The organism is Enterobacter cloacae complex sp. 2024EL-00711 (assembly GCF_047529885.1).
Lineage (GTDB): Bacteria > Pseudomonadota > Gammaproteobacteria > Enterobacterales > Enterobacteriaceae > Enterobacter > Enterobacter ludwigii.
The window spans coordinates 482,328-503,795 of sequence record NZ_JBLIZC010000002.1 but is presented as its reverse complement, the minus strand read 5'-3'; the positions used below and the strand labels follow the sequence as shown (position 1 = coordinate 503,795).

Sequence of the window (21,468 nt, the reverse complement as noted above, 5' to 3'; positions counted from 1 at the left end):
GGCAAAGACGTTACTCAACGTTTGTACAGCGGGCCATAGTTTTGACAGGCGCGGTAATCCTGGCCTTCGCTATCCATGCCGTGCGCAGCCCAGGCGGAAGGACGATAGACCTTCGACTCTTCCACGTTATGCATGCAGACCGGAATTCGCAGCATTGATGCCAGGGTGATGAAGTCTGCGCCAACGTGGCCGATGGTCAGCACGCCATGGTTTGCCCCCCAGTTCGCCATCACGGAATAAACGTCGGTAAAGGGACCTTTACCCGTCAGACGTGGCGCAAACCAGGTGGTCGGCCAGGTTGAGTTGGTACGGGCGTCAAGCTGATCGTGCATCTCTTTCGGCAGTTCCACGCTCCAGCCTTCTGCAATCTGCAGAACCGGGCCAAGACCTTTGATGATATTCACGCGGGTCATGGTGAACGGCACGCCGCCTTCGGTCAGGAAGCGAGAAGAGAAACCGCCGCCGCGGAAATATTCATGTATCGCCGGACACCATTCGGTGGCCGCCAGGCAGGCATCAACCTCCTGCTGGCTAATGTCCCAGAATGGCTTCATCGTCGGCTTGCCATCGCTGCCGCGCTGTTTGCATGAGCCATCGAGAGCCGCAGAGCCGGAGTTGATCAGGTGGATAATACCCTTCTCAGCCAGACCGCTGAGCGGTTGACCGGTCACGCGCGCTACCGCTTCTGGAGACCAGTAGGTGCGCACGTCGGCGAACACCTGTGCTGTGCCGGTCAACTGATGGCCCATTAGCATCGCCACGCCGTTGAGGCTGTCATTTTCGGTCGCGACGACAAAGGGTTCACGCACGCCATTCCAGTCAAAGGAACTGTTAAGCAACGCTTCGGCGGTATCGCCGTTCGGGTATTGATCGGTCCAGTGACGCTGGCCCTGGAAGCCTGCCGCAATGGCGTTGTAGCCCAGCGATTCTTCCACCCGCCCTTTTTCCGCCAGTGCTGGGTTGCCCTGCATCATGTCGCGGATACACATCGCCATCAGCAGGCTCTCTTTCAGCACCTCGCGGTTCTGCGCTTCGTTACGCTTATACTGCTGCGCGTTCTGGTCTTCGCCGTAGCGGAAGTTTTTGTCCGCCCAGGCCAGCGCCATTTCCAGTTCGGTTTCATCGAAGATTTTCTGATCAATGCGGCGGCGCAGTTCAGTCATATCAACTGCCTGTACCTTCATCCCCAGCCAGGATTCGAAGAAGTTAGGGTCGACGATGGAACCGGCAATCCCCATCGACACCCCCCCAATGGAGAGATAGCTTTTCCCTTTCATACTGGCGACGGCTAAACCGGCACGCGCAAAGCGCAGCAGTTTTTCCTCAACATCTTCGGGAATAGAGGTGTCGTCGGCGTCCTGGACATCATGACCATAAATAGAGAATGCCGGAATCCCTTTCTGGCTGTGTGCAGCCAGCGCGGCGGCCAGATAAACGGCACCCGGACGTTCAGTCCCGTTAAAACCCCAGATGGCTTTCGGACGCATGGGGTCCATATCGATCGTTTCGCTCCCGTAGCACCAGCACGGCGTCACGGTGATGGTCACGCCGACGTTCTGGCTGCTGAATTTTTCTTCACAGGCGGCAGATTCGGCCATCCCCGCAATGCAACCGTCAGCAATGACGCATTCAATTTGCTCGCCGTTGGGGTGACGAAGCTTTTCAGTGAGCAGCGCGGCGGTGGCGTTGGCCATATTCAGGGTTTGCTCCTCCAGAGACTCACGAACCCCCATACGACGACCATCAATCACCGGACGGATACCTATTTTCGGTAAGCTGATTTTTTTCATGACAGATCCCTCACGTTTTCGGATACAGGTTTAATTCGTTGCCGCTTGCGAACGGAAACGGGCAAAGATGAAGATGACGGCAAAACACACTGCCGGAACCAGTTCTGCTGTTGGGATATTGCCTGCAGCATCGCTGACAAAGCCCATGACCGGCGTCACAATCCCGCCGCCGATAATGGTCATGACGATGAATGACGAGCCGTATTTGGTATCCTGACCCAGGTTCTTAATCCCAAGGGAGAAAATGGTTGGGTACTGAATAGACATAAATGCACTGCACAGCGTTAGGGCCAGTAGACCGAAATGGCCGCCGAATACGGCGGAGACCAGGCATAGCACCATGGCAAGCAGGGCATAAGCGGCCAGTACTTTATGCGGTGCGAAGCGGCTGATTAGCCATGTACCGGTAAAGCGCCCGATGAAGAAGCACACCATGGTGCCGGTCAGGTAGTTGGCGGCGAAACCTGGCGTCATGCCGGGGATCTCTTCAATAGCGTACCGGATCAGGTAGCTCCAGCAGGCAGTTTGCGCGCCGACATAGCAGAACTGCGCCAGCACCGCCCAGCGCCAGTGGCGAATACGGACCAGACGGGAAAGAGAGGCAGAAAATGTGCTTTGTGTGCCGTCGACGTGATTATCGCTCTGAAGTACCGGAAATTTGGTCAACATAATCAGCAGGGCGACCAACAATACAATTGCCACGATAATCATATAAGGCGTTTGTACGGATAACACCAGGCTATGCTTATAAATGCTTAGCTGTTCTGGCGTCATTTTATCGAGTACCGCCTGAGAGTGATGCGGCACGTTAGACAAAATTAGGCTTTGTCCAAACACAACGGCAATAATAGCGCCAAAAGAATTAAAAGTTTGCGCCAGATTAAGACGGAAATGACCACCACTCTCTGGCCCCAGCACTGTCACAAAGGGGTTAGCAGCAGTTTCAAGGCAACCTAACCCCGCCGCTATAATAAAAAGACCGACAAGAAACAATGTATAATTCATTAACTCAGCCGCAGGCCAGAATAATGCAGCACCAATGGCATATAAAAACAACCCGGTAATAATACCTGCCTTATAGCTGAGTTTTTTCATCAGTATCCCGGCAGGAACTGGAATGACAAAGTAGCCGAAATAGAACGCAGATTGTATCAGGCCAGCCTGGAAGTTTGTCAGGGTAAAGGCTTGCTGAAACTGGGGGAGTAAAATGTCATTCAGGTTATTAGCGACTGCCCAAAGAAAAAACAGTGAGCAGAGTAACGCGAAAGGAATAATGTAACGCTGGGCTTGCCCGGCATTGACCGCACGAAAACTCTGCGTTGGTATTGTTGTATTTCCCATAACACCCTCGTTAGTCAGAAGCGTCAGAATGTGACTTTCCTTTCTTGCCAGACGGTAAAAATAAAAAGGTGCTTTACTCTTACTGGCGCGAATCTGGCGATCGGAATGATCTCGTGAATGCATTTTCATGTAAAAAAGGGGGGCGAATATGATGACAATCACATTTAACGGCAACGCGATATCTTTATGTGATCGTTATCACTTTAAATTTAATAAAAACACCCCCCACCGGGGAAAATAAACATGAAAAACCACAACCCCAGTGACCGATTTAATGTATTACTCCGAAAACGGGCATTTTCACGGTAAAAATCATCAAAACGACTGTTTGAATAAAAATCTTCTGAATCGGTCATTTTTACCGAAATGAATTAATTGAATAAGGATCAATTCCAGACTATTAATTGACGGTGATCACAAAGTGAAACCACCGGATTTTTTTTAGCGTTATTCCCTATAAAGATGGTGCGCAAATATACGGTTAATTCATCAGGACAACAGGCTTGTTCTGCTGGTGCTTTAGATCATCAAGAGAGGTAACAAATGGAACGAAATAGACTGGCGCGGCAGATTATTGATACCTGCCTGGAAATGACCCGCCTGGGGCTAAATCAGGGCACGGCTGGCAACGTCAGCGTGCGCTATCAGGACGGGATATTGATAACGCCAACGGGGATCCCCTATGAAAAACTGACGGAGTCACACATCGTTTATATTGATGCCGACGGTCAGCATGAACAGGGCAAACTGCCTTCCAGCGAGTGGCGTTTCCATATGGCCGCCTACCAGACGCGTCCGGATGCGCAGGCGGTGGTGCATAACCATGCGGTGCACTGTACCGCCGTGTCTATTCTTAACCGCCCTATCCCGGCCATTCATTACATGATTGCCGCCGCAGGCGGTAATTCCATACCCTGCGCGCCATATGCCACATTTGGGACACGCGAGCTGTCCGATTATGTCGCCTTTGCCCTCAGGAACCGCAAAGCAACGCTGTTACAACACCACGGCTTAATTGCCTGTGAAGCAAATCTGGAAAAAGCCCTGTGGCTGGCGCATGAAGTTGAAGTACTGGCACAACTGTACCTTTGCACGCTGGCAATAACGGATCCGGTCCCGGTACTGGATGACGATGCTATCGCCATTGTGCTGGAAAAATTCAAAACCTACGGACTGCGCATTGAAGAATGACATCGCATAGCAAACAGGAGAAATGCCATGGCGAAAAGAATGATTTTGAACGAAACGGCCTGGTTTGGCCGGGGCGCGACAGGGATGCTTTGCGATGAGGTAAAGCGTCGCGGCTATCATAAAGCGCTGATTGTCACCGACAGGACACTGATACAGTGTGGCGTGGTGGCGAAGGTCACGGATAAGCTGGACGAGGCGGGGTTGGCCTGGGAAATATACTCCGGCGTGCTTCCTAACCCGACAATCGGAATAGTACAGGAAGGGTTGGGTGTTTTTCAGAACAGCGGCGCAGATTACCTTATCGCTATCGGGGGCGGCTCGCCTCAGGATACCTGTAAGGCAATCGGTATTATCAGCAATAACCCGGCGTTTAAGGATGTTCGTAGCCTTGAAGGCCTCTCCCCAACCCGTAACCCCAGCGTACCCGTTCTGGCCATTCCCACTACAGCCGGAACAGCGGCTGAAGTGACCATTAACTACGTGATCACTGATGAAGAGAAGCGGCGTAAATTTGTTTGCGTCGATCCGCACGACATTCCGCAGGTGGCTTTTATCGATGCAGATATGATGGACGGTATGCCGCCAGTGCTGAAAGCAGCAACCGGCGTTGATGCGCTGACCCATGCGATTGAAGGGTATATTACCCGGGGCGCATGGGCCTTGACCGATGCGCTACACATCAAGGCGATTGAGATTATTGCCGGCGCGCTGCGCGATTCAGTCAAGGGCGATCGAGATGCCGTCGAGGCGATGGCGCTGGGCCAGTATGTTGCCGGCATGGGCTTTTCCAACGTTGGCCTGGGGCTGGTTCACGGTATGGCGCACCCGCTGGGTGCTTTTTATGACACACCGCACGGCGTGGCGAATGCCATTTTGCTGCCTCATATCATGCGTTACAACGCTGACTTTACCGGCGATAAATTCCGCGATATTGCACGGGCGATGGGCGTGAAGGTTGAAGGGCTGAGCCTTGCAGACGCGCGCAATGCTGCCGTGGATGCCGTCTTCAGGCTTAATCACGATGTGGGCATCCCGCTCCATCTGCGTGAGTCTGGAGTACAAAAAGAAGATATCCCGATGCTGGCCCAGGCGGCATATGATGATGTCTGTACTGCCGGCAACCCACGGGAAGCGAGCCTGGCAGATATTAGCGAGCTGTACCATACCGCCTGGTAGTGCGACTGCGTTACCCGGTTTAGAGGACCCTTCTGGGCCGGGTGACGCAGAGAGACAGTGCCATCAGTATTTAAAACCGTGATTTCGCAGCTGACAACCGACGCCGACAGATCCTATCGCTAATGGCCATTGTTGGGCATGATTGCCCTCTTATTGTGGCGAAGTTGAAGGGTGAAACTATGGTATACGGCGAAAAACAGGCACAAAAAAACCACCTTTCGGTGGTTTCACGACACTGCTTATTGCTTTGATTATTCTGCTTTTTCCCATGGTAGCCGGAGTGGGACTTGAACCCACACAGCGCGAACGCCGAGGGATTTTAAATTGGTAGTTAAAACCTGCAAAATCAATGCATTATAAAATTCTTCCGAACATAGACAAAAATATCACCACTTTGAATACATGCACTTACAGCCTCTTTGGTACCAATCTTCGGAATGATTGATGAATGAAAATGCTTTATTACGTAGCCCTGTACCGCGCTTGTCAAGGATACTTATCCAGCCGCAACTGACGCAGACATCCCGCTGTTTCGATGTCCGCTTGCAGCTCTTCGACGCCGTCTGTTCTGGCTTTACTCGCTCCCTTGCACGACTCCTGCATCAAATCCGCTGAGGGAGTTGGCCGCATCGAGGGCTTGCTGCCGCAACTGCACAGCATGATCGTCAAAATCGCACTTAATATGATTCGAGTCGTTAACATATTTCACCACGTCTCGGTAAATGGCACGGTAAATTACCTTTCCCTCTGCGCTGGCCGCTGCCGCTTTCTGCTCACCAGTGGCGATGGCTTTCTCCGCCTTTTTATTCTTTGCTGTATGCTAGCTGTTTACCTTGTCGCTGTGCGCATACCAGCCTATCAGGTAACCGGCCAGCAAAGAGCTCCAGCAGGACGACCAGCGATAACAGCTTCGCTTTAATTGTCACCAGCCTATCCCCCAGCACGCTAACGCGCTTTCCTGATCTCGGCGCTCAACCTGACCATAGCAGCCATTCTTCTGTCCTTTTGTCAGTCAACAGTCCTGGTCACCATCTTTAATCCACCAGCGAATTGCCTCGCCCGCTCCTTTCCGGTCAGCCGTATTGATGCGCTTATAGAACGTGGACGGGAAGCGTTTGCCAGGGCCGAAGTTGTACGGGCAGAAAAAAGCTATACCTGCTTTCTGCGGTTCTGTCAGAGGAAACTTGATGTCGCGCTCTACCCAGGCAAGAGTCTTATCTCGTTGGATGGCGTTTACCCGGTCACATTTTGCTTGCGTCAGTCTTCATGCCCTATACCACCGGTTTACCATCAACCATCGTGGCACCGCGGCAAATCGTCCGGATGCCGGAGCCGTCTCTGTACGCAGTCAGGCTGTTACCCTCTTTCTCATTCAGAAACTGATCGAGGATGACGGATGCAGGTGAGCCGCAAGCACTAACCCCAGAACTGCGGCGCTGAGTTTAGTCTTGCTGTTAGCCATTATCGCGGGACTCTTTTCGACGATCGTCTTTGATTTTGAAATACAGGTTGGTCAGATATGTCATTAAACCAGAAAGAATACTGGCAAGGACGCCGATTGCGGCCCACTGGCTGGGTCTCACTTTATCGAGTAGTTGCAATAGTCAGTACCCAAAGTTGCGCCGTAGGATAGTCCTGCCGCTACGTCTGATAGGTTGTTCATCCTCATGCCTCCCCCCTTATGGGGAAAATCTTTATGTGAGCCGAGGGTAAACTCGAGGGCTGGTCGGAACCCTGACCATATAGATGAGGTCGATTAGAACCATGACAAATGCTAAACTACCCTCCTAAAGGGATTAGCTCTTTCTAATAAAATTAATTCTATTGTAACAGGTGCTTATGGAGCTCAGAAACTTACAGGTGATTAGAGCAATCGCCGCAATGATGGTAGTGCTAAATCACTTCTGGGGGCCTGTATTCGGATGGCTTTTCCTTGGAATCGGGGGGATGGGTGTTGATATATTTTTTGTCCTTTCAGGATTCCTCATGGTTTACACCCAGAACGACAGTAAAGGTCCAATCCGTTTTTTCTGCGACAGGGTAAGAAGGATTTATCCTATATATATTATTGTTTCTCTACCTTTGATACTTTCTACCGTTCCTGTAATTCAGCATTACAACTTCGTTGCTAATTTTTTACTTCTTCCAGAGATAAATAACTACAGGGCGCGCATGGCTAATTCACCAACTTGGACTCTGGTTTATGAGATGATTTTCTATGTTATGTTCTCATTCACTTTGATTTTCAGCAGGAAGAAAAATTTCGCTGCTATTTTTGTATCCACGATAATAGTCACTTGCATTATTGCAGGTGATAGTTTAGAACTTAATACTGAAAGAAGGGGATGGGTTAACTTAGGGTTTATTTTGCAAGATCCGTTGATGGTTAACTTCGCCGCCGGATGTATTTATGCTCTCATCCACCCAAAACTGAAAGAGTTTATTTCAATTAAAACTCCAGTTTTTTACATCACAACTTTTACTCTTCTTTATATCGGTTTATTCTCGCTTTCTGGAAACCCACGAATTATATCCTTTGGGATACCAGCCTTTTTTATAATTGTTATTGCAACCTTGTCACAAAACGGGAAAGGGACAATAAGCAACTTCATGCATTTGATTGGAGACGCGTCGTATAGCATTTACATTTCTCATATTTACTTCGCTCATTTGTTAAATAATGCAATTGACAGGAACAGCAATGATAAAAATGTTGCGATTGTTATGTCCTTCATTCTTATCGCCACATCTGTAATTGTTGGCATATTCATTCACAAAAACATTGAGAAGCCATCGATAGCGTGGCTCAAACAGAAAGCAAGAATCAAACAAGAACTGGTTGCATGAAAAAAGGAGGGCGCCAACCCTCCTGTAATTATCACTGTATAGATAATATATACGGGAGATGGCTTTCCGTTGAACTTATAGTCCCGTTATACCATCCTGTGTCACTCGTATTAGTCGTCCAGTTTATTGTCATTAGTTGAGCTAAGAAATTTGTCGCGCCACCATTATAAGTAATGGCCTCCAGCGTTCCAACTCGATAAATATTTAATGTGGGGCCTGTTGTTACTAGATTCTTAGTCCATGTAGAGTATCTCCAGGGTGCTTTGAAATTTTCAGAAACAAGCTCCATCGCACCACTAAGCTCAATTTGTATGTTGGAATTCACCTGTCATATTTATATTTTACCAGTCGCCCCCGCAGTCTTGCTCTGTGCCGGCAACGTAAATCTCTGGAATGAACCATTAGCACCACGGCCATTTAGAGGAGAAAGATTTACGCAATCACCAAATCCAACTTTACAGTTATTTATGCCGTATGCCCCTACGCCGCTCTTAAATCCATATTGTCCATTAATCTAGTTGAAGCCATTCGACTCTGTACGACTGTGCGTCCGAAGTTGGATATTTCTGAATTTAAAAATGGTATCTGTAACCTTCCTTGTGCTGGTGCCAGGAAAAACATCCCCTCCACTAGTCGCTCCACATAGTACAAAGTTTGTCAGTGACCTGCTCCCAGTATTAGATACAACCGTCAGTTAGTAATGTTGGTTTGTCTACCTTCACATTTTTCATTTCGCCATCGTGCTGCAAACTCTGATGGCATCTGATAATTCAGTGCTGAATGTGGCCGACACTCGTTATAATCCTGCCGCCAGTCGTTAATGATTTTCCTAGCGTGAACGATATCGATGAACCAGTGCTCATTCAGACATTCATCGCGAAATCGGCCCTTATAGCTCTCAATAAATCCGTTCTGCGTTGGTTTACCCGGCTGGATTAACCGTAACTCAACACCATGCTCAAAGGCCCATTGATCCAGTGCGCGGCAAGTGAACTCCAGTCCCTGGTCCGTTCTTATCGTCGCCGGATAGCCCCGAAACAGTGCAATACTGTCCAGAATACGCGTTACCTGAACGCCTGAAATCCCGAATGCGGTGATAATTGTCAGATACTCCTTCGTGAAGTCGTCCATACAGGTCAGGCACTTGATCCTGCGACCGGTGGCCAGCGCGTCCATGACGAAATCCATTGACCAGGTCAGGTTAGATGCCGCCGGGCGGAACAGCGGCAGACGCTCCGTTGCCAGGCCTTTACGACGCCGTCTGCGTTTTACGTCCAGACCACTGAGATGATAAAGGCGGTAAACGCGCTTGGGCCTTCACGGCGCAATAACTGCCAGATGCGGCGGTAACCAAAACGCCTGCGCTCCAGTGCCAGTTCAGTGATGCGCCCTGATAAATGCGTATCAGCCGCCGGATGCTGAGCCTCGTAGTGGCAGGTCGACAGAGACAAACCTGTAAGCCTGCAGGCACGACGTTGCGACAGATCGGTCGCATCACACATAAACTTAATGGCTTCCCGCTTGTGGTCTGTCGTCAGTACTTTCGCCCCAGAGCCACCTGAAGTGCCTCCTTATCAGGCATGGCTTCGGCAGGCAGCTTCTTGAGCCTGGCGTTCTCTTCCTCAGGCGACTTCAGGCGTTTAACCCCGGGTACCTCCATACCGCCATACTTCTTGCGCCAGGTGTAAAAGGTGGCGTCGGAAATGGCGTGCTTACGGCAGAGCTCACGGGCTGAAACCCCGGCTTCGGCCTCGCGGAGGATACTGATGATCTGTTCGTCGGAAAAACGCTTCTCCATGGGGATGTCCTCATATGATTTATGAAGATATTACTGACATCGGTGTGTATTAAGCAGATCAGCATAGCCTATGATGCAACTGATCATCGAGAGTAAGAGTTATCCACGAACGACCTGGAATCACGTAAGTAATCCTATCTTCTTACGAATTGGGAATAACCTTGATCCTGAGTTAACGCCCCCTAATTTTGATGCAATGTAATGGCTGACAAACGTAAAAATCCTGTAGACGCAATACTTCCACCGCGGGTCTACAGGGGGAAGTCAAAATATGAATTTCACCCGGCTAGCGGTGGTTCTGTATCCCTATGCCCTCTCGACTCATCTGTTTCATTAGTTTGGGCCAAGTACGAGGCTGCGCTAAAAGATATAGAGGAAAAGACCAATCTTTCTGGGTTATTCAATGAATTTTATGCCAGCGCGGATTATCACAAGCATAGTGCGGAAACTCGTAAGGATTATAAAAAATATGTCCGTAAGCTCGTCCCGGTATTCGGGAAGATGGATCCGTACAGCTTTGAACCACAGCACATACGACAATACATGGACAAACGGGGTGTAGTTGCCCCTGTTCAGGCAAAAAGGGAAAAGGCTTTCATAAGTAGAGTTTATGGATGGGCTTATGAAAGGGGGATAGTGAAAGGGAACCCATGTAAGGGAGTTCGTCAATTTAAAGAGGAAGAACGCGAACGCTACGTTACAGATCAGGAATATAACGCGCTTTATGAGATCTCGCCGGTTGTCGTGAAAGTAGCGATGGAGATTACTTATCTCTGCCTGCCGCCATGGTGATGTCCTTGCCGTTCAAAAAGCGCATTTACTGCCAGAAGAGATCTTTATACGATAAGGTAAAACGGCCGCGAAGCAAATTAAAGCATGCTCTTTCCGCCTGGCAGCCACCATAAAACTGGCAAATTCACTACCGCTGAAAAACGGTGTGTCGAGTATTTACGTTCTCCACCAACAAAATGGACAGAGATATTCGCATGATGGCTTCAACAGCCGCTGGCAGCAGGCAAAAGAAGAGACGCAGAAGAAATACCCTCACCTGCTTTTTGATTTTACTTTTGACGATTCGAAGGCGAAAGGTGTGTCTGATTTGGAAGGAAGCCTGCAGGAAAAGCAGCAAATTTCTGGGCACAAAACTATTACCCAGACGGCCCGTTACGATCGAAAAGTGAAGATCGTTCCGGTGGTTGGTGGGCAAAAATGACAAGTCATGTTAGGAAAATGGATTTCAGGCACAAAAAAACCACCTTTCGGTGGTTTCACGACACTGCTTATTGCTTTGATTATTCTGCTTTTTCCCATGGTAGCCGGAGTGGGACTTGAACCCACACAGCGCGAACGCCGAGGGATTTTAAATCCCTTGTGTCTACCGATTCCACCATCCGGCCAGGGAAGAAAGTGGAGGCGCGTTCCGGAGTCGAACCGGACTAGACGGATTTGCAATCCGCTACATAACCGCTTTGCTAACGCGCCGTAAAACTTTTTTACGCGACACCCGCTATTGCGCATGTCTTTAATCTGGAGCGGGAAACGAGACTCGAACTCGCGACCCCGACCTTGGCAAGGTCGTGCTCTACCAACTGAGCTATTCCCGCATGTCATCAAGTTAACTTCTAACCACTTGATTTCATTATCGTCCGGCTAGCTGTGCCGCCGTTCGATGCGTTGCATTCTACTGATATGACGGTATGAGTCAACGTTATTTTTTGCATCCCCGGATCGTTTGCTGAAAATTACGTCGAAACGATCACTGATCAAGCAAATCGCCGCGGGCAGCGTTTAAATATTGCAGCATAGACCAGAGCGTCAGTACCGCAGCAACCCACAGCAGCCCAATCCCCGCCCACTCAACCCAGGCGTTTGGACGCCAGAGCATCCAGACCAGCGAGGCCATTTGCGCGGTGGTTTTCACTTTACCAATCCACGATACCGCGACACTGCTGCGCTTACCCAGCTCCGCCATCCACTCACGCAGCGCAGAGATGATGATCTCACGACCAATCATGGTTGCTGCAGGCAGCGTTACCCACCACGTGTGGTAGTGCTCAGCCACCAGCACCATCGCGATAGCGACCATGACCTTATCGGCGACCGGGTCGAGGAAGGCACCGAAGCGGGTGCTTTGGTTCCAGCGGCGTGCCAGATAACCATCAAACCAGTCCGTAACCGCAGCCACCAGGAAAATCAGTGCACAGGCAAAAGGGGCCCAGACGACTGGCAGGTAAAACGCCAGTACAAAGAACGGGATAAGCACAACGCGAAAAAGAGTGAGCAACGTAGGGATATTAAATTGCATAATGACGGTAACTGTTTGTTGTCAGTAAAATTTAGCTCTATGTTGCTACAGAGCCCTCAATGTTTCAACGAGTAGTAGATCTTTTCTGCCAGCGCTTGCGAAATACCCGGCACTTTTGCAATTTCCTCCATGCTGGCATTGAGTAATCCTTGCAATCCGCCCATATATTTAAGCAACATCTGCCTGCGTTTTGGCCCGACGCCTTCGATGGTCTCAAGCGTACTGGTGTTTTTTACCTTCGCCCGTTTTTTCCGGTGCCCGCTGATGGCGTGATCGTGTGACTCATCGCGGATATGCTGGATAACATGCAGTGCCGGAGAATCCGGCGGCAGACTGAAGCCCTCCCCTTCCGGTTCGAAGAAGAGCGTCTCCAGACCGGCTTTACGATCGGCCCCTTTTGCCACGCCCAGCAGCAACGGATGGTTTTTATCCCAGCTCACATCAAGTGAGTCAAAGACCGCTTTCGCCTGCCCGAGCTGCCCTTTCCCGCCGTCAATCAGTATCACATCCGGGATTTTGCTCTCTTCGATGGCTTTACCGTAGCGACGGCGCAGCACCTGGTTCATGGCGGCATAGTCATCACCCGGCGTGATCCCGGTGATGTTATAGCGACGATATTCCGCGCGCAGCGGGCCGTTAGCATCAAACACCACGCAGGAGGCCACGGTCTGCTCGCCCATCGTGTGGCTGATGTCGAAGCACTCCATCCGTTTAACCTCCGGCAGCTTCAGGAGCGTAGCCAGCGCCGTTAAACGCTGGTGGACCGTCGATTGCTGGGACAGTTTTGTGGTAAGCGCCGTCGCCGCGTTGGTCCGGGCAAGCTTCAGGTAACGCGCGCGGTCACCGCGCGGTTTGGTCTGCACGTTAACCCGACGACCAGCCAGTTCTGACAGCGAATCCGCCAAAAGCGTTTTATCGTCGAGATTGAAATCAAGCAGGATCTCCGATGGCAGCGTGCGCATCTGACTCCCCTGCAGATAGAACTGGCCGACGAAGGTTTCAACCACCTCACCCAGCTCCGTCCCCCCCGGCACTTTCGGGAAATAGCTGCGGCTCCCGAGCACTTTACCCTGACGAATAAACAGCACATGCACGCAGGCCATGCCGGCGTCAAAGGCAACACCGATCACGTCGAGATCGTCACCGGTGTTCGAGACGAACTGTTTCTCAGTGACTCTGCGCACCGCCTGGATTTGGTCGCGGATCCGCGCGGCCTCTTCGAACTCCAGCGCTGCACTGGCTTTCTCCATCCGGGCGATCAGCTGCGTTAATACCTGATCGTCTTTCCCGGCTAAAAACAGGCGCACATACTCGACCTGCTGCGCATACTCGTCTTCACTCACCAGCCCGGCAACGCATGGCCCCAGACAGCGGCCAATCTGGTACTGCAGACACGGGCGTGAGCGATTGCGATAGACACTGTTTTCACACTGGCGAACAGGGAAGATTTTTTGCAGCAGCGCCAGCGTCTCACGTACGGCATAGCCGTTGGGAAACGGGCCGAAATATTCACCCTTGGCATGTTTTGCACCGCGGTGCATAGCAAGCCGGGGGTGCGTATCGCCACTCAGGAAGATAAACGGATAGGATTTATCATCGCGTAACAGCACGTTGTAGCGCGGCTGATAGAGCTTAATATAGTTATGCTCAAGCAGCAGCGCCTCCGTCTCGGTATGCGTGACGGTAACATCAATATTCTGTATGAGTGAGACCAGTGCTTCGGTCTTGCGGGAGGCAAGGTTACTGCGAAAATAGCTGGAGAGGCGCTTTTTGAGATCTTTCGCTTTCCCCACGTAGATAACCGTACCGCCAGCGTCATACATACGATAGACGCCAGGCTGGCTGGTTACGGTTTTCAGAAATGCTTTTGAATCGAACACATCACTCACTGACTTAACAACGTCTCCGCATTACATAAACCATGCCGGATGGCCAGATGAGTCAGTTCAACATCACCATGAATGTTCAGTTTGCTGAACATGCGATAACGATAGCTGTTCACCGTTTTCGGGCTAAGATTCAGCTGTTCCGAGATCTCATTTACCTTCTGACCTTTGGTGATCATCAGCATAATCTGCAATTCACGCTCGGACAAACTGGCAAACGGCGATTCCGTTTTCTCGGGTTCGATCTGACTCAGGGCCATCTGCTGAGCAATGTCGGAAGCAATGTAACGCTGTCCGGCAAACACGGAACGGATAGCATTGACAACTTCCTGCGGCGCGGCACCTTTACTCAGGTAACCGGCAGCGCCCGCCTGCATCACTTTCGCGGGCAGCGGGTTTTCAGTATGCACGGTCAGCATGATGACTTTTGTATCAACAAAGGTACGCGCGATTTTGCGGGTTGCTTCAAGACCACCGATACCGGGCATGTTCATATCCATCAACACCACATCGGCCGAATTAGTGCGGCACCATTTTACGGCATCTTCGCCGCAACAAGCCTCACCAGCAACTTTAATACCTTTTATATCTTCAAGAATGCGTCGTATCCCTGCGCGCACCAGTTCGTGGTCATCAACAAGAAGGACGTTGATCAAAGGAAATGTCTCCAGAATAGGGATAACGCTACTGAGTGATAATTTGGTTTATATTAACGGTTTTCCTCACAAGATTAAAACGTTAAAAAATCGGCTATTCGATTTCGCTCTCGTTTTTGGAAATTAGGCTGTACAGAACGTGGAAAGAGAGCCCGCGCCACCAGGGCTTGTGCAGCTTTTTTTAAGCATCTGTATTCAAAAAGTTACAAAAAACCTGTCACCTGAGTCCGTAAAAAAACAGTTCTTAAATTTTTGTAACAATAATTAACGACAAGCGAACCGGGTATAAACAATTCGTCGCTATTAACGCCGCACAGTTTAGCGGCACGCGTTGTTTACGCAAATAAACATCCAGTGTAAAAGTACGAAAAACAACCGCTGCATTTTTTGCTGCGCCTTGTGGTATACTCCGCCGCCTTGACTTTCATCGTCGCGCACGAGCGCCGTTTTATAATGAGGAAAATAAATGAGCACACCTGAATTTGCCACTGCGGAGAATAACCAGGAACTGGCACAGGAAGTAAACTGCCTGAAATCGCTGCTAACGCTGATGCTACAGGCGATGGGCCAGGCTGACGCCGGTCGTGTGATCATTAAAATGGAAAAACAAATCGCGCAGATGGAAGACCAGGCTGAATCCGCGGTATTTGCCAACACCGTTAAGCAAATTAAACAAGCCTACCGCCAGTAATAAAAAACGGCTGGATGCGGTGCATTCAGCCGTTGCCTCGTCTGACACGCAGAACGTACTCTCTACTCAAATAAGCCCGGTCGCCGCCGCGTAACACGCGATCTGCGTCTTGTTAGGCGCATTGAATTTCTTCTGCATATTCTTCTGATGAAAGTTAACCGTATTCTCTGATATAGAGAGAATGATCGCAATTTCCGCCGACGTCTTCCCTTCCGCGGTCCATTTAAGAATTTCCCGTTCACGTTTGCTGAATTTCATCTCAGGCGGCATCACCATCTCATCTTCAAATCGAATCAACGATGTTAAGGCCACTTGCACCAGCAGTTGTAACCGCAGCTCTATTTCCTCATGGTCTAACGGACTCTCCAGCATGCTAGTACGAGAAACCGACAGAAAACCGAGAGCATGATTCGGCAGCATCAGACACTGCGTTATTCCTGTACGTAAGCCGTGCTCCCGTGCGCTATGCCATAATTCCTCAGCATCCGCGAATAATTCGTCAGTCCAGGGTAAATGCCCCTGGATGAAATTCTCCGGTTTTAACACCGGGTCAATGGCGAAATAATTCTTCGACTGATATTGCGCCTGCCACTGTGGCGGATAAGTGGTATGCACAGAAATCTTAGGCCGCGTAAAAGGCACGGGATGGCGTACGCAGAGTGCGTAATAATCGAATTCTAGCGCCTGAGTTTGTCGCTGAAGTTCCTGATATACCTCGTCGGTACAGGTCAATTTCTGAAACCGGAGGGAGCATTCCCGTCGCCAGGTGAAAAAGTCTGAATCCTTCATACTTACTAAATGAAGCCTCTGAAATGATATTCATTATTATGGTGAATATAACCTAACACATAAAACTTATTTCTAACCACAAAATATCGGCAACAGCACAATTAACTTTACGTTTGATAAGGTTTATTGGGCCTGAGCGGAATAAAAAAACACGGTGTCGTGCGAAGGGGGAGAATAATTTGCCCCAGATGAATTTTCTGGAGCAAATTAGTGCAAAAATTCTACTGCATAAGGAATTTTTCAAGGAACTGACGGGTTCGCGGCTGCTGTGGGTTGGCAAATAAGTGTTTTGCCGGCCCCTGCTCCACGATCCTTCCCTGATCCATGAAAATGGCGCGGTCCGCCACATCACGAGCGAAGCTCATCTCGTGGGTAACGATAACCATTGTGCGTTTCTCCTGTGCCAGCTGGCGTATGGTGTTCAGCACCTCGCCCACCAGCTCAGGGTCGAGCGCAGAGGTCGGTTCATCAAAGAGGATCACATCCGGGCGCATCGCCAGCGCGCGGGCAATCGCCACACGCTGCTGCTGACCACCTGACAGGCGGCGCGGGTAGCTGGTTTCTTTACCGGCCAGCCCGACTTTTGCGAGCAACTCGCGCGCGCGAACCGTCGCATCCTCTTTGGCTTCCCCTTTTACAATAACCGGGCCTTCAATGATGTTCTCCAGCACCGTCCGGTGTGGGAAGAGATTGAAGTTCTGGAAAACAAAGCCCACATGCTGGCGCAACTGGCGAATCAGACCTTTTTGCTGGCTGATGGATTTGCCGGTATCAATCGTAATGTTCCCCACCCGAATCGTGCCTTCTTCAGGCTGTTCAAGCAGGTTGATGCTGCGCAGCAGCGTTGTTTTCCCGGAACCACTCGGGCCAATAATGGCGACCACTTCGCCCTGCTCTACCTCCAGATCAATCCCGTGGAGCACCGTTTGACCGTGGAATTTTTTCACCAGGTTTTTAACGTCGATAGCACTCATTTTGGATCACGCTCCTGGCGGTTAAGCTGGTTTTCGAAATAGTTTTGCAAGGCGGATAACACCGTCGCCATTACCCAGTAAATCAGCGAGGCCGCCAGATACATGGTGAACACTTCCAGGGTGCGCGAGGTAATAAGCTGCGCCTGACGGAACAGTTCCGGTACCTGAATGGTGGCCGCCAGCGACGTGTCTTTCACCAGGCTGATAAAGCTGTTGCTGAGCGGCGGAAGCGCCACACGCGCCGCCTGAGGCAGAATGGCTCTGCGCAGCGTTTGCCAGGGCGTCATACCGATACTGGCCGCCGCTTCCCACTGCCCTTTATCAATGGACGAGATTGCCGCACGCAGCGTTTCAGAGGTGTATGCCGCCGTATTGAGCGACAAACCAATCATCGCCGCCGGGATCGGATCCAGCTCAATACCAAACTGCGGTAAACCGTAGTAGATCATAAAGAGCTGCGCGATAAGCGGCGTGCCGCGAAACACAGAGATATAAAAACGCGCCACCCAGCGTACTGGTAAGACGGGTGACATACGCATTAAGGCCAGCACAAACCCGAGTACCAGACCGAAGAACATCCCGCCAATACTGAGCTGTAACGTAAATACCGCACCTTTAAGCAGGTACGGCAGGGAATCAATAACCAGTTGAATACTTTCTTGCATTATTATTTTTCGACCTGATTTTAGACATGAGGATGGTAGGCAAACAGCGCAGGTGCCCCGCCGGTGTGAACAAACAAAATCGGCCCTTCATCCTTAAAGCGCTTCTGTTCAATGCCATCGATAAGACCGGCCATCGCTTTGCCCGTATACACGGGATCAAGCAGTATACCCTCGAGGCGCGCCAGCAATTTCACCGCATCCATCCCCTCTTCATTAGGCGTGCCGTAGCCTGGTGCAAAATAGTCGTCCCAGAGCTGGATATCAGCCGTTGCCTTCAACGCCAGTTGCTCTGCCACCGCCTGCTGTAAGGTGACCACTTTCGGCTTCTGGTCCGCGACGCTACGCGATACCGTCACGCCAATAAGCTCGACATCGGGTAATAATTGCTCCAGACCAACGGCCAGCCCTGCGTGGGTACCTGCACTACCGGAAGCAACAACGACAGAAGAGAGGCTGACCGCTCCCTCGCATTGCTGGGCAATCTCCAGCGCACTTTCCACATACCCCAGCGCGCCCAGCGCATTCGAGCCGCCGACAGGAATAACGTAGGGACGAAAACCCTGCGCTTCCAGACGCGTCGCCAGTTCATCAAGTTGTGCGGTCGGGTCGATTAATGCCTCGACCATTTCGACTTGTACGTTAAACAGATCCAGCAGCAGACGGTTGCCGTTAGTCAGATAGTTTTCTGCGTGCGTTCCAATTGGGTTTTCCAGCAATGCCACACAGTGGAGACCCAGCTTTGCGGCCACCGCGGCAGTCTGGCGGACATGGTTAGACTGAATGGCACCTGCGGTAATGAGCGTATCCGCGCCTTCACGCAGGGCGTCAGCGGCCAGAAACTCCAGCTTACGCAGCTTATTGCCCCCCATCGCCATCGGCGTTACGTCATCGCGCTTGATAAAAATATCGCGTCCTAAATAGTCAGAAAATCGCGGCAGATACTCCAGCGGAGTCGGCGCGCCGATAAACTCCAGGCGGGGAAAGCGCGTTAAATTCTGTAGTGACATGGGTTCTCCGGTAACACTGACTCAATGTGATATTTTTCATTATGCACGCAGACGCGTAAGAAATAAAAAAGGCGCTTTTAAAAGCGCCTTTTTTTAACGTCAAAGACTTATTTCGTGACGTCTGCCCCGAACCACTTCTCAGAAAGGGCTTTCAGGCTGCCGTCTTTTTGCATGTCAGCAATCGCGGAGTCAATCGCTTTAACCAGGTCGTCGTTGCCTTTACGAACGGCTACACCGGATTCCTGACGAGAGAACGCATCACCGGCTACCGCCAGGGTATTGTTGGTTTTCTTCACCAGATCCAGCGCGGCCAGACGGTCAACCAGAATCGCATCAATACGACCTACGCGGAGATCCTGGTATTTTGTCGGGTCATCATCGTAAGTGCGGATATCCACACCCTGAACGTTCTGGCGCAGCCACTCTTCATAGTTGGTTCCCAGACCGACACCGACTTTTTTGCCTTTCAGGTCAGCGGCCGTTTTGATGGTGCCTTCGTTACCTTTCTTCACCAGCGCCTGGATACCGGACACGGTGTACGGCGTGGAGAAGTCATACTTCTTCTTACGCTCGTCAGAAATGGTCACCTGGTTAATCACCACATCAATACGTTTGGAATCCAGCGACGCCAGCATACCGTCCCATTTGGTCGGTTTGATGGAGGCTTTCACGCCAAGGTGTTTCGCCAGTTCCTGTGCAAATTCCACTTCAAAACCGGTGAGTTTACCGTCATCGCCCTGGAAGCTGAACGGAGGATAGGTTCCTTCCAGCCCGACCAGCAGCGTACCGCGCTCTTTCACTTTATTCAGCAGATTTTCTGCGGCGAACGTTTTCACGCTCATACCCGCGACCAGCGCGACTGCCATTACACCCATCAGCGCCTGACGACCCAGAAGTGCTAATTTCATAAATACTCCGATATAGTGGAATTTTTGAGTAGTGTAGAGAAATCACCTGCAAGGTCAAAGGCGACTGCGCTACATCTTATTCTTTTTTAATATATATCAGAAGTTGTTCCAGCGTGGGCTTTCTGCTTTATGACACCCGGCATTTGTACCTTATATTGTGCATACTTGCGCAGCGCAATGCGGTAGTTGTTGGTGCTGGTCGCAGGCAGCCACGGCTCAAGATTCTCATCCAGATAGCCGGTCTTCAGCAGATCGCGGGAGATGTTGTTCACGGTGAGATGTTGTCCGAGACGGCGCAGGCGGACGACATATTCGCGTACGGTTCCGTGGCTCATCTCCGTTTGTTCAAACAGGAATTGTTTGAAGCCGATAATGTCGAAGAAGTCGCTTTGCTCTTTGCAGTGGAGATCACCGCAGAAACGGCAAAGCGCCACCCACTCTTTTTGTTCTTCGAGCCATGCTGCTTCATCCATCAACGTGTCGAGGCGTGAAATCGCGATCTTATTAACGATTTCGCCTCGACGAACCAGCGTGATACGATCGAGTAACTTGTTACAGTGGGCGCAATGCGTCTGGCTGTGTTTAAAGTCTTTCAGGTAGCGGCTTAAAGGCCGTCTTTTAGATTGCTGCACCGTCATGATAACTCCTGGTTGTCAATACGTTGTGCGGCATTTTTCAGGTGAATCAATCACCTATAACTTACCCAGCTTTGTGCGTAAACGTTTAATGGCCTGGCTGTGCAACTGGCTCACCCGGGACTCCCCCACTTCCAGAACAGCGCCAATCTCTTTGAGATTAAGCTCTTCCTGATAATAGAGGGTCAACACCAGCTGTTCGCGCTCAGGTAAAGCCTCAATCGCTTCCATTACGCGCTGGCGTAAATTACCTTCCATTAAATGGTGTAACGGGTTTTCTTGCTGATGCTCATCCGTCACCAGCTCGATGCTATCGCCATGCTCTTCTCGCCACTCGTCATAAGAGAAGAGTTGGCTATTATTGGTATCGAGCAACATCTGACGATACTCTTCAACAGCAATGCCAAGACGTTCCGCCACTTCTGTTTCCGTAGCGTTACGTCCCAGTTCCTGTTCCAGCTGCCCCATCGCATGCGCCACTTCGCGCGCGTTGCGGCGAACACTGCGCGGCACCCAGTCGCGGCTGCGCAGCTCATCCAGCATCGCACCACGAATACGCTGAACTGCGTAAGTCGTAAATGCCGTTCCTTGCAGAGCGTCGTATCGGTCAACTGCATTCAATAACCCGATACCGCCCGCCTGTAGCAGATCGTCAAGTTCCACGCTCGCCGGCAAACGCACCTGGAGGCGCAATGCTTCGTGACGCACCAGTGGGACATAACGCTGCCACAGCGAGTGTTTATCCATTACACCTTCAGCGGTATAGAGTGAATTCACGATAAACAGCCCTGCGTTAGTTGAGTTATCGG

Annotated in this window: 16 protein-coding genes, 3 tRNA genes and 4 pseudogenes; 5 read left to right on the top strand and 18 right to left on the bottom strand. The window is 50.7% G+C overall.

Features of this window, described 5'->3' with window-relative positions:
- Positions 1-14 precede the first annotated feature (14 nt).
- Both fucI and fucP read right to left on the bottom strand, forming a co-directional pair.
- Positions 15-1,790, bottom strand: a complete 1,776-nt coding sequence (fucI, locus tag ACMVME_RS08765; protein WP_068794757.1) for an L-fucose isomerase — start codon at positions 1,788-1,790, stop codon at positions 15-17.
- A 30-nt stretch (positions 1,791-1,820) separates the two neighbouring features.
- Entirely contained in the window at positions 1,821-3,131 is a 1,311-nt protein-coding gene (fucP, locus tag ACMVME_RS08760) for an L-fucose:H+ symporter permease (protein WP_047356879.1), read from the bottom strand.
- Positions 3,132-3,674: 543 nt separating this feature from the next.
- On the opposite strand from fucP, the gene fucA reads away from it, so the two are divergent.
- Entirely contained in the window at positions 3,675-4,322 is a 648-nt protein-coding gene (gene fucA, locus ACMVME_RS08755) for an L-fuculose-phosphate aldolase (protein ID WP_020883353.1), read from the top strand.
- 27 nt (positions 4,323-4,349) lie between these two features.
- Positions 4,350-5,498 (top strand): lactaldehyde reductase, encoded by a 1,149-nt coding sequence (gene fucO, locus ACMVME_RS08750; protein ID WP_068794758.1) that lies wholly within the window; start codon positions 4,350-4,352, stop codon positions 5,496-5,498.
- Positions 5,499-6,420: 922 nt separating this feature from the next.
- On the opposite strand, the pseudogene ACMVME_RS08745 reads toward fucO, so the two are convergent.
- Positions 6,421-6,960: pseudogene (locus ACMVME_RS08745) on the bottom strand (lysozyme).
- Positions 6,953-7,102 (bottom strand): annotated as a pseudogene (locus ACMVME_RS08740) (class II holin family protein); the annotation flags it as partial. The pseudogenes ACMVME_RS08740 and ACMVME_RS08745, both read right to left, overlap by 8 nt.
- A 235-nt stretch (positions 7,103-7,337) precedes the next feature.
- On the opposite strand from ACMVME_RS08740, the gene ACMVME_RS08735 reads away from it, so the two are divergent.
- On the top strand, positions 7,338-8,345 hold the full coding sequence (locus tag ACMVME_RS08735) for an acyltransferase family protein (RefSeq protein WP_068794759.1): 1,008 nt from the start codon (positions 7,338-7,340) through the stop codon (positions 8,343-8,345).
- 690 nt (positions 8,346-9,035) lie between these two features.
- Here ACMVME_RS08735 and ACMVME_RS08730 read toward each other — a convergent pair.
- Positions 9,036-10,143, bottom strand: a pseudogene (locus tag ACMVME_RS08730) (IS3 family transposase).
- A gap of 201 nt (positions 10,144-10,344) precedes the next feature.
- On the opposite strand from ACMVME_RS08730, the pseudogene ACMVME_RS08725 reads away from it, so the two are divergent.
- Positions 10,345-11,356: pseudogene (locus ACMVME_RS08725) on the top strand (integrase).
- A gap of 97 nt (positions 11,357-11,453) precedes the next feature.
- Here the strand turns inward: ACMVME_RS08725 and ACMVME_RS08720 are convergent.
- From ACMVME_RS08720 to uvrY, 6 genes are all read right to left on the bottom strand, one after another.
- Positions 11,454-11,540: transfer RNA gene (locus ACMVME_RS08720), tRNA-Leu, on the bottom strand.
- A gap of 11 nt (positions 11,541-11,551) precedes the next feature.
- Positions 11,552-11,625: transfer RNA gene (locus ACMVME_RS08715), tRNA-Cys, on the bottom strand.
- Between the two features lie 46 nt (positions 11,626-11,671).
- Positions 11,672-11,747: transfer RNA gene (locus ACMVME_RS08710), tRNA-Gly, on the bottom strand.
- A gap of 152 nt (positions 11,748-11,899) precedes the next feature.
- Positions 11,900-12,448: a CDP-diacylglycerol--glycerol-3-phosphate 3-phosphatidyltransferase gene (pgsA, locus tag ACMVME_RS08705; RefSeq protein WP_014170706.1), complete on the bottom strand. Its 549-nt coding sequence runs from the start codon at positions 12,446-12,448 to the stop codon at positions 11,900-11,902.
- 56 nt (positions 12,449-12,504) lie between these two features.
- Positions 12,505-14,337, bottom strand: coding sequence for an excinuclease ABC subunit UvrC (gene uvrC, locus ACMVME_RS08700; RefSeq protein WP_047355474.1), 1,833 nt, complete (start codon positions 14,335-14,337; stop codon positions 12,505-12,507).
- Positions 14,334-14,990 carry a UvrY/SirA/GacA family response regulator transcription factor gene (gene uvrY / locus ACMVME_RS08695; RefSeq protein ID WP_013096026.1) on the bottom strand — a complete coding sequence of 219 codons (657 nt, stop codon included), beginning with the start codon at positions 14,988-14,990 and terminating at the stop codon, positions 14,334-14,336. Before uvrY ends, uvrC begins: the two co-directional genes overlap by 4 nt.
- A 466-nt stretch (positions 14,991-15,456) precedes the next feature.
- Here uvrY and ACMVME_RS08690 point away from each other — a divergent pair, with 466 nt between their 5' ends.
- Positions 15,457-15,681 (top strand): DUF2594 family protein, encoded by a 225-nt coding sequence (locus ACMVME_RS08690; protein ID WP_003859644.1) that lies wholly within the window; start codon positions 15,457-15,459, stop codon positions 15,679-15,681.
- A gap of 66 nt (positions 15,682-15,747) precedes the next feature.
- Here the strand turns inward: ACMVME_RS08690 and sdiA are convergent, their stop codons facing one another.
- The 7 genes from sdiA to ACMVME_RS08655 all read right to left on the bottom strand — a co-directional run bounded on the left by sdiA (position 15,748) and on the right by ACMVME_RS08655 (position 21,436).
- A complete protein-coding gene (sdiA, locus tag ACMVME_RS08685) occupies positions 15,748-16,470 on the bottom strand; it encodes a transcriptional regulator SdiA (RefSeq protein ID WP_050737002.1) in 723 nt (240 codons plus the stop codon).
- A 221-nt stretch (positions 16,471-16,691) separates the two neighbouring features.
- Complete coding sequence (tcyN, locus tag ACMVME_RS08680; RefSeq protein ID WP_014170709.1) at positions 16,692-17,444, bottom strand: L-cystine ABC transporter ATP-binding protein TcyN; 753 nt, start codon at positions 17,442-17,444, stop codon at positions 16,692-16,694.
- Positions 17,441-18,109: a cystine ABC transporter permease gene (gene tcyL, locus ACMVME_RS08675; protein ID WP_014170710.1), complete on the bottom strand. Its 669-nt coding sequence runs from the start codon at positions 18,107-18,109 to the stop codon at positions 17,441-17,443. Before tcyL ends, tcyN begins: the two co-directional genes overlap by 4 nt.
- 20 nt (positions 18,110-18,129) lie before the next feature.
- The gene (gene dcyD / locus ACMVME_RS08670) at positions 18,130-19,116 is read right to left on the bottom strand and encodes a D-cysteine desulfhydrase (RefSeq protein ID WP_068794761.1); all 987 of its coding nucleotides are present in this window, start codon (positions 19,114-19,116) and stop codon (positions 18,130-18,132) included.
- A gap of 107 nt (positions 19,117-19,223) precedes the next feature.
- Complete coding sequence (tcyJ, locus tag ACMVME_RS08665; protein WP_020883350.1) at positions 19,224-20,024, bottom strand: cystine ABC transporter substrate-binding protein; 801 nt, start codon at positions 20,022-20,024, stop codon at positions 19,224-19,226.
- 86 nt (positions 20,025-20,110) lie between these two features.
- Positions 20,111-20,662 (bottom strand): flagella biosynthesis regulatory protein FliZ, encoded by a 552-nt coding sequence (fliZ, locus tag ACMVME_RS08660; RefSeq protein WP_014170713.1) that lies wholly within the window; start codon positions 20,660-20,662, stop codon positions 20,111-20,113.
- A gap of 54 nt (positions 20,663-20,716) precedes the next feature.
- Positions 20,717-21,436 (bottom strand): RNA polymerase sigma factor FliA, encoded by a 720-nt coding sequence (locus ACMVME_RS08655; protein ID WP_014170714.1) that lies wholly within the window; start codon positions 21,434-21,436, stop codon positions 20,717-20,719.
- Between the last annotated feature and the right edge of the window lie 32 nt (positions 21,437-21,468).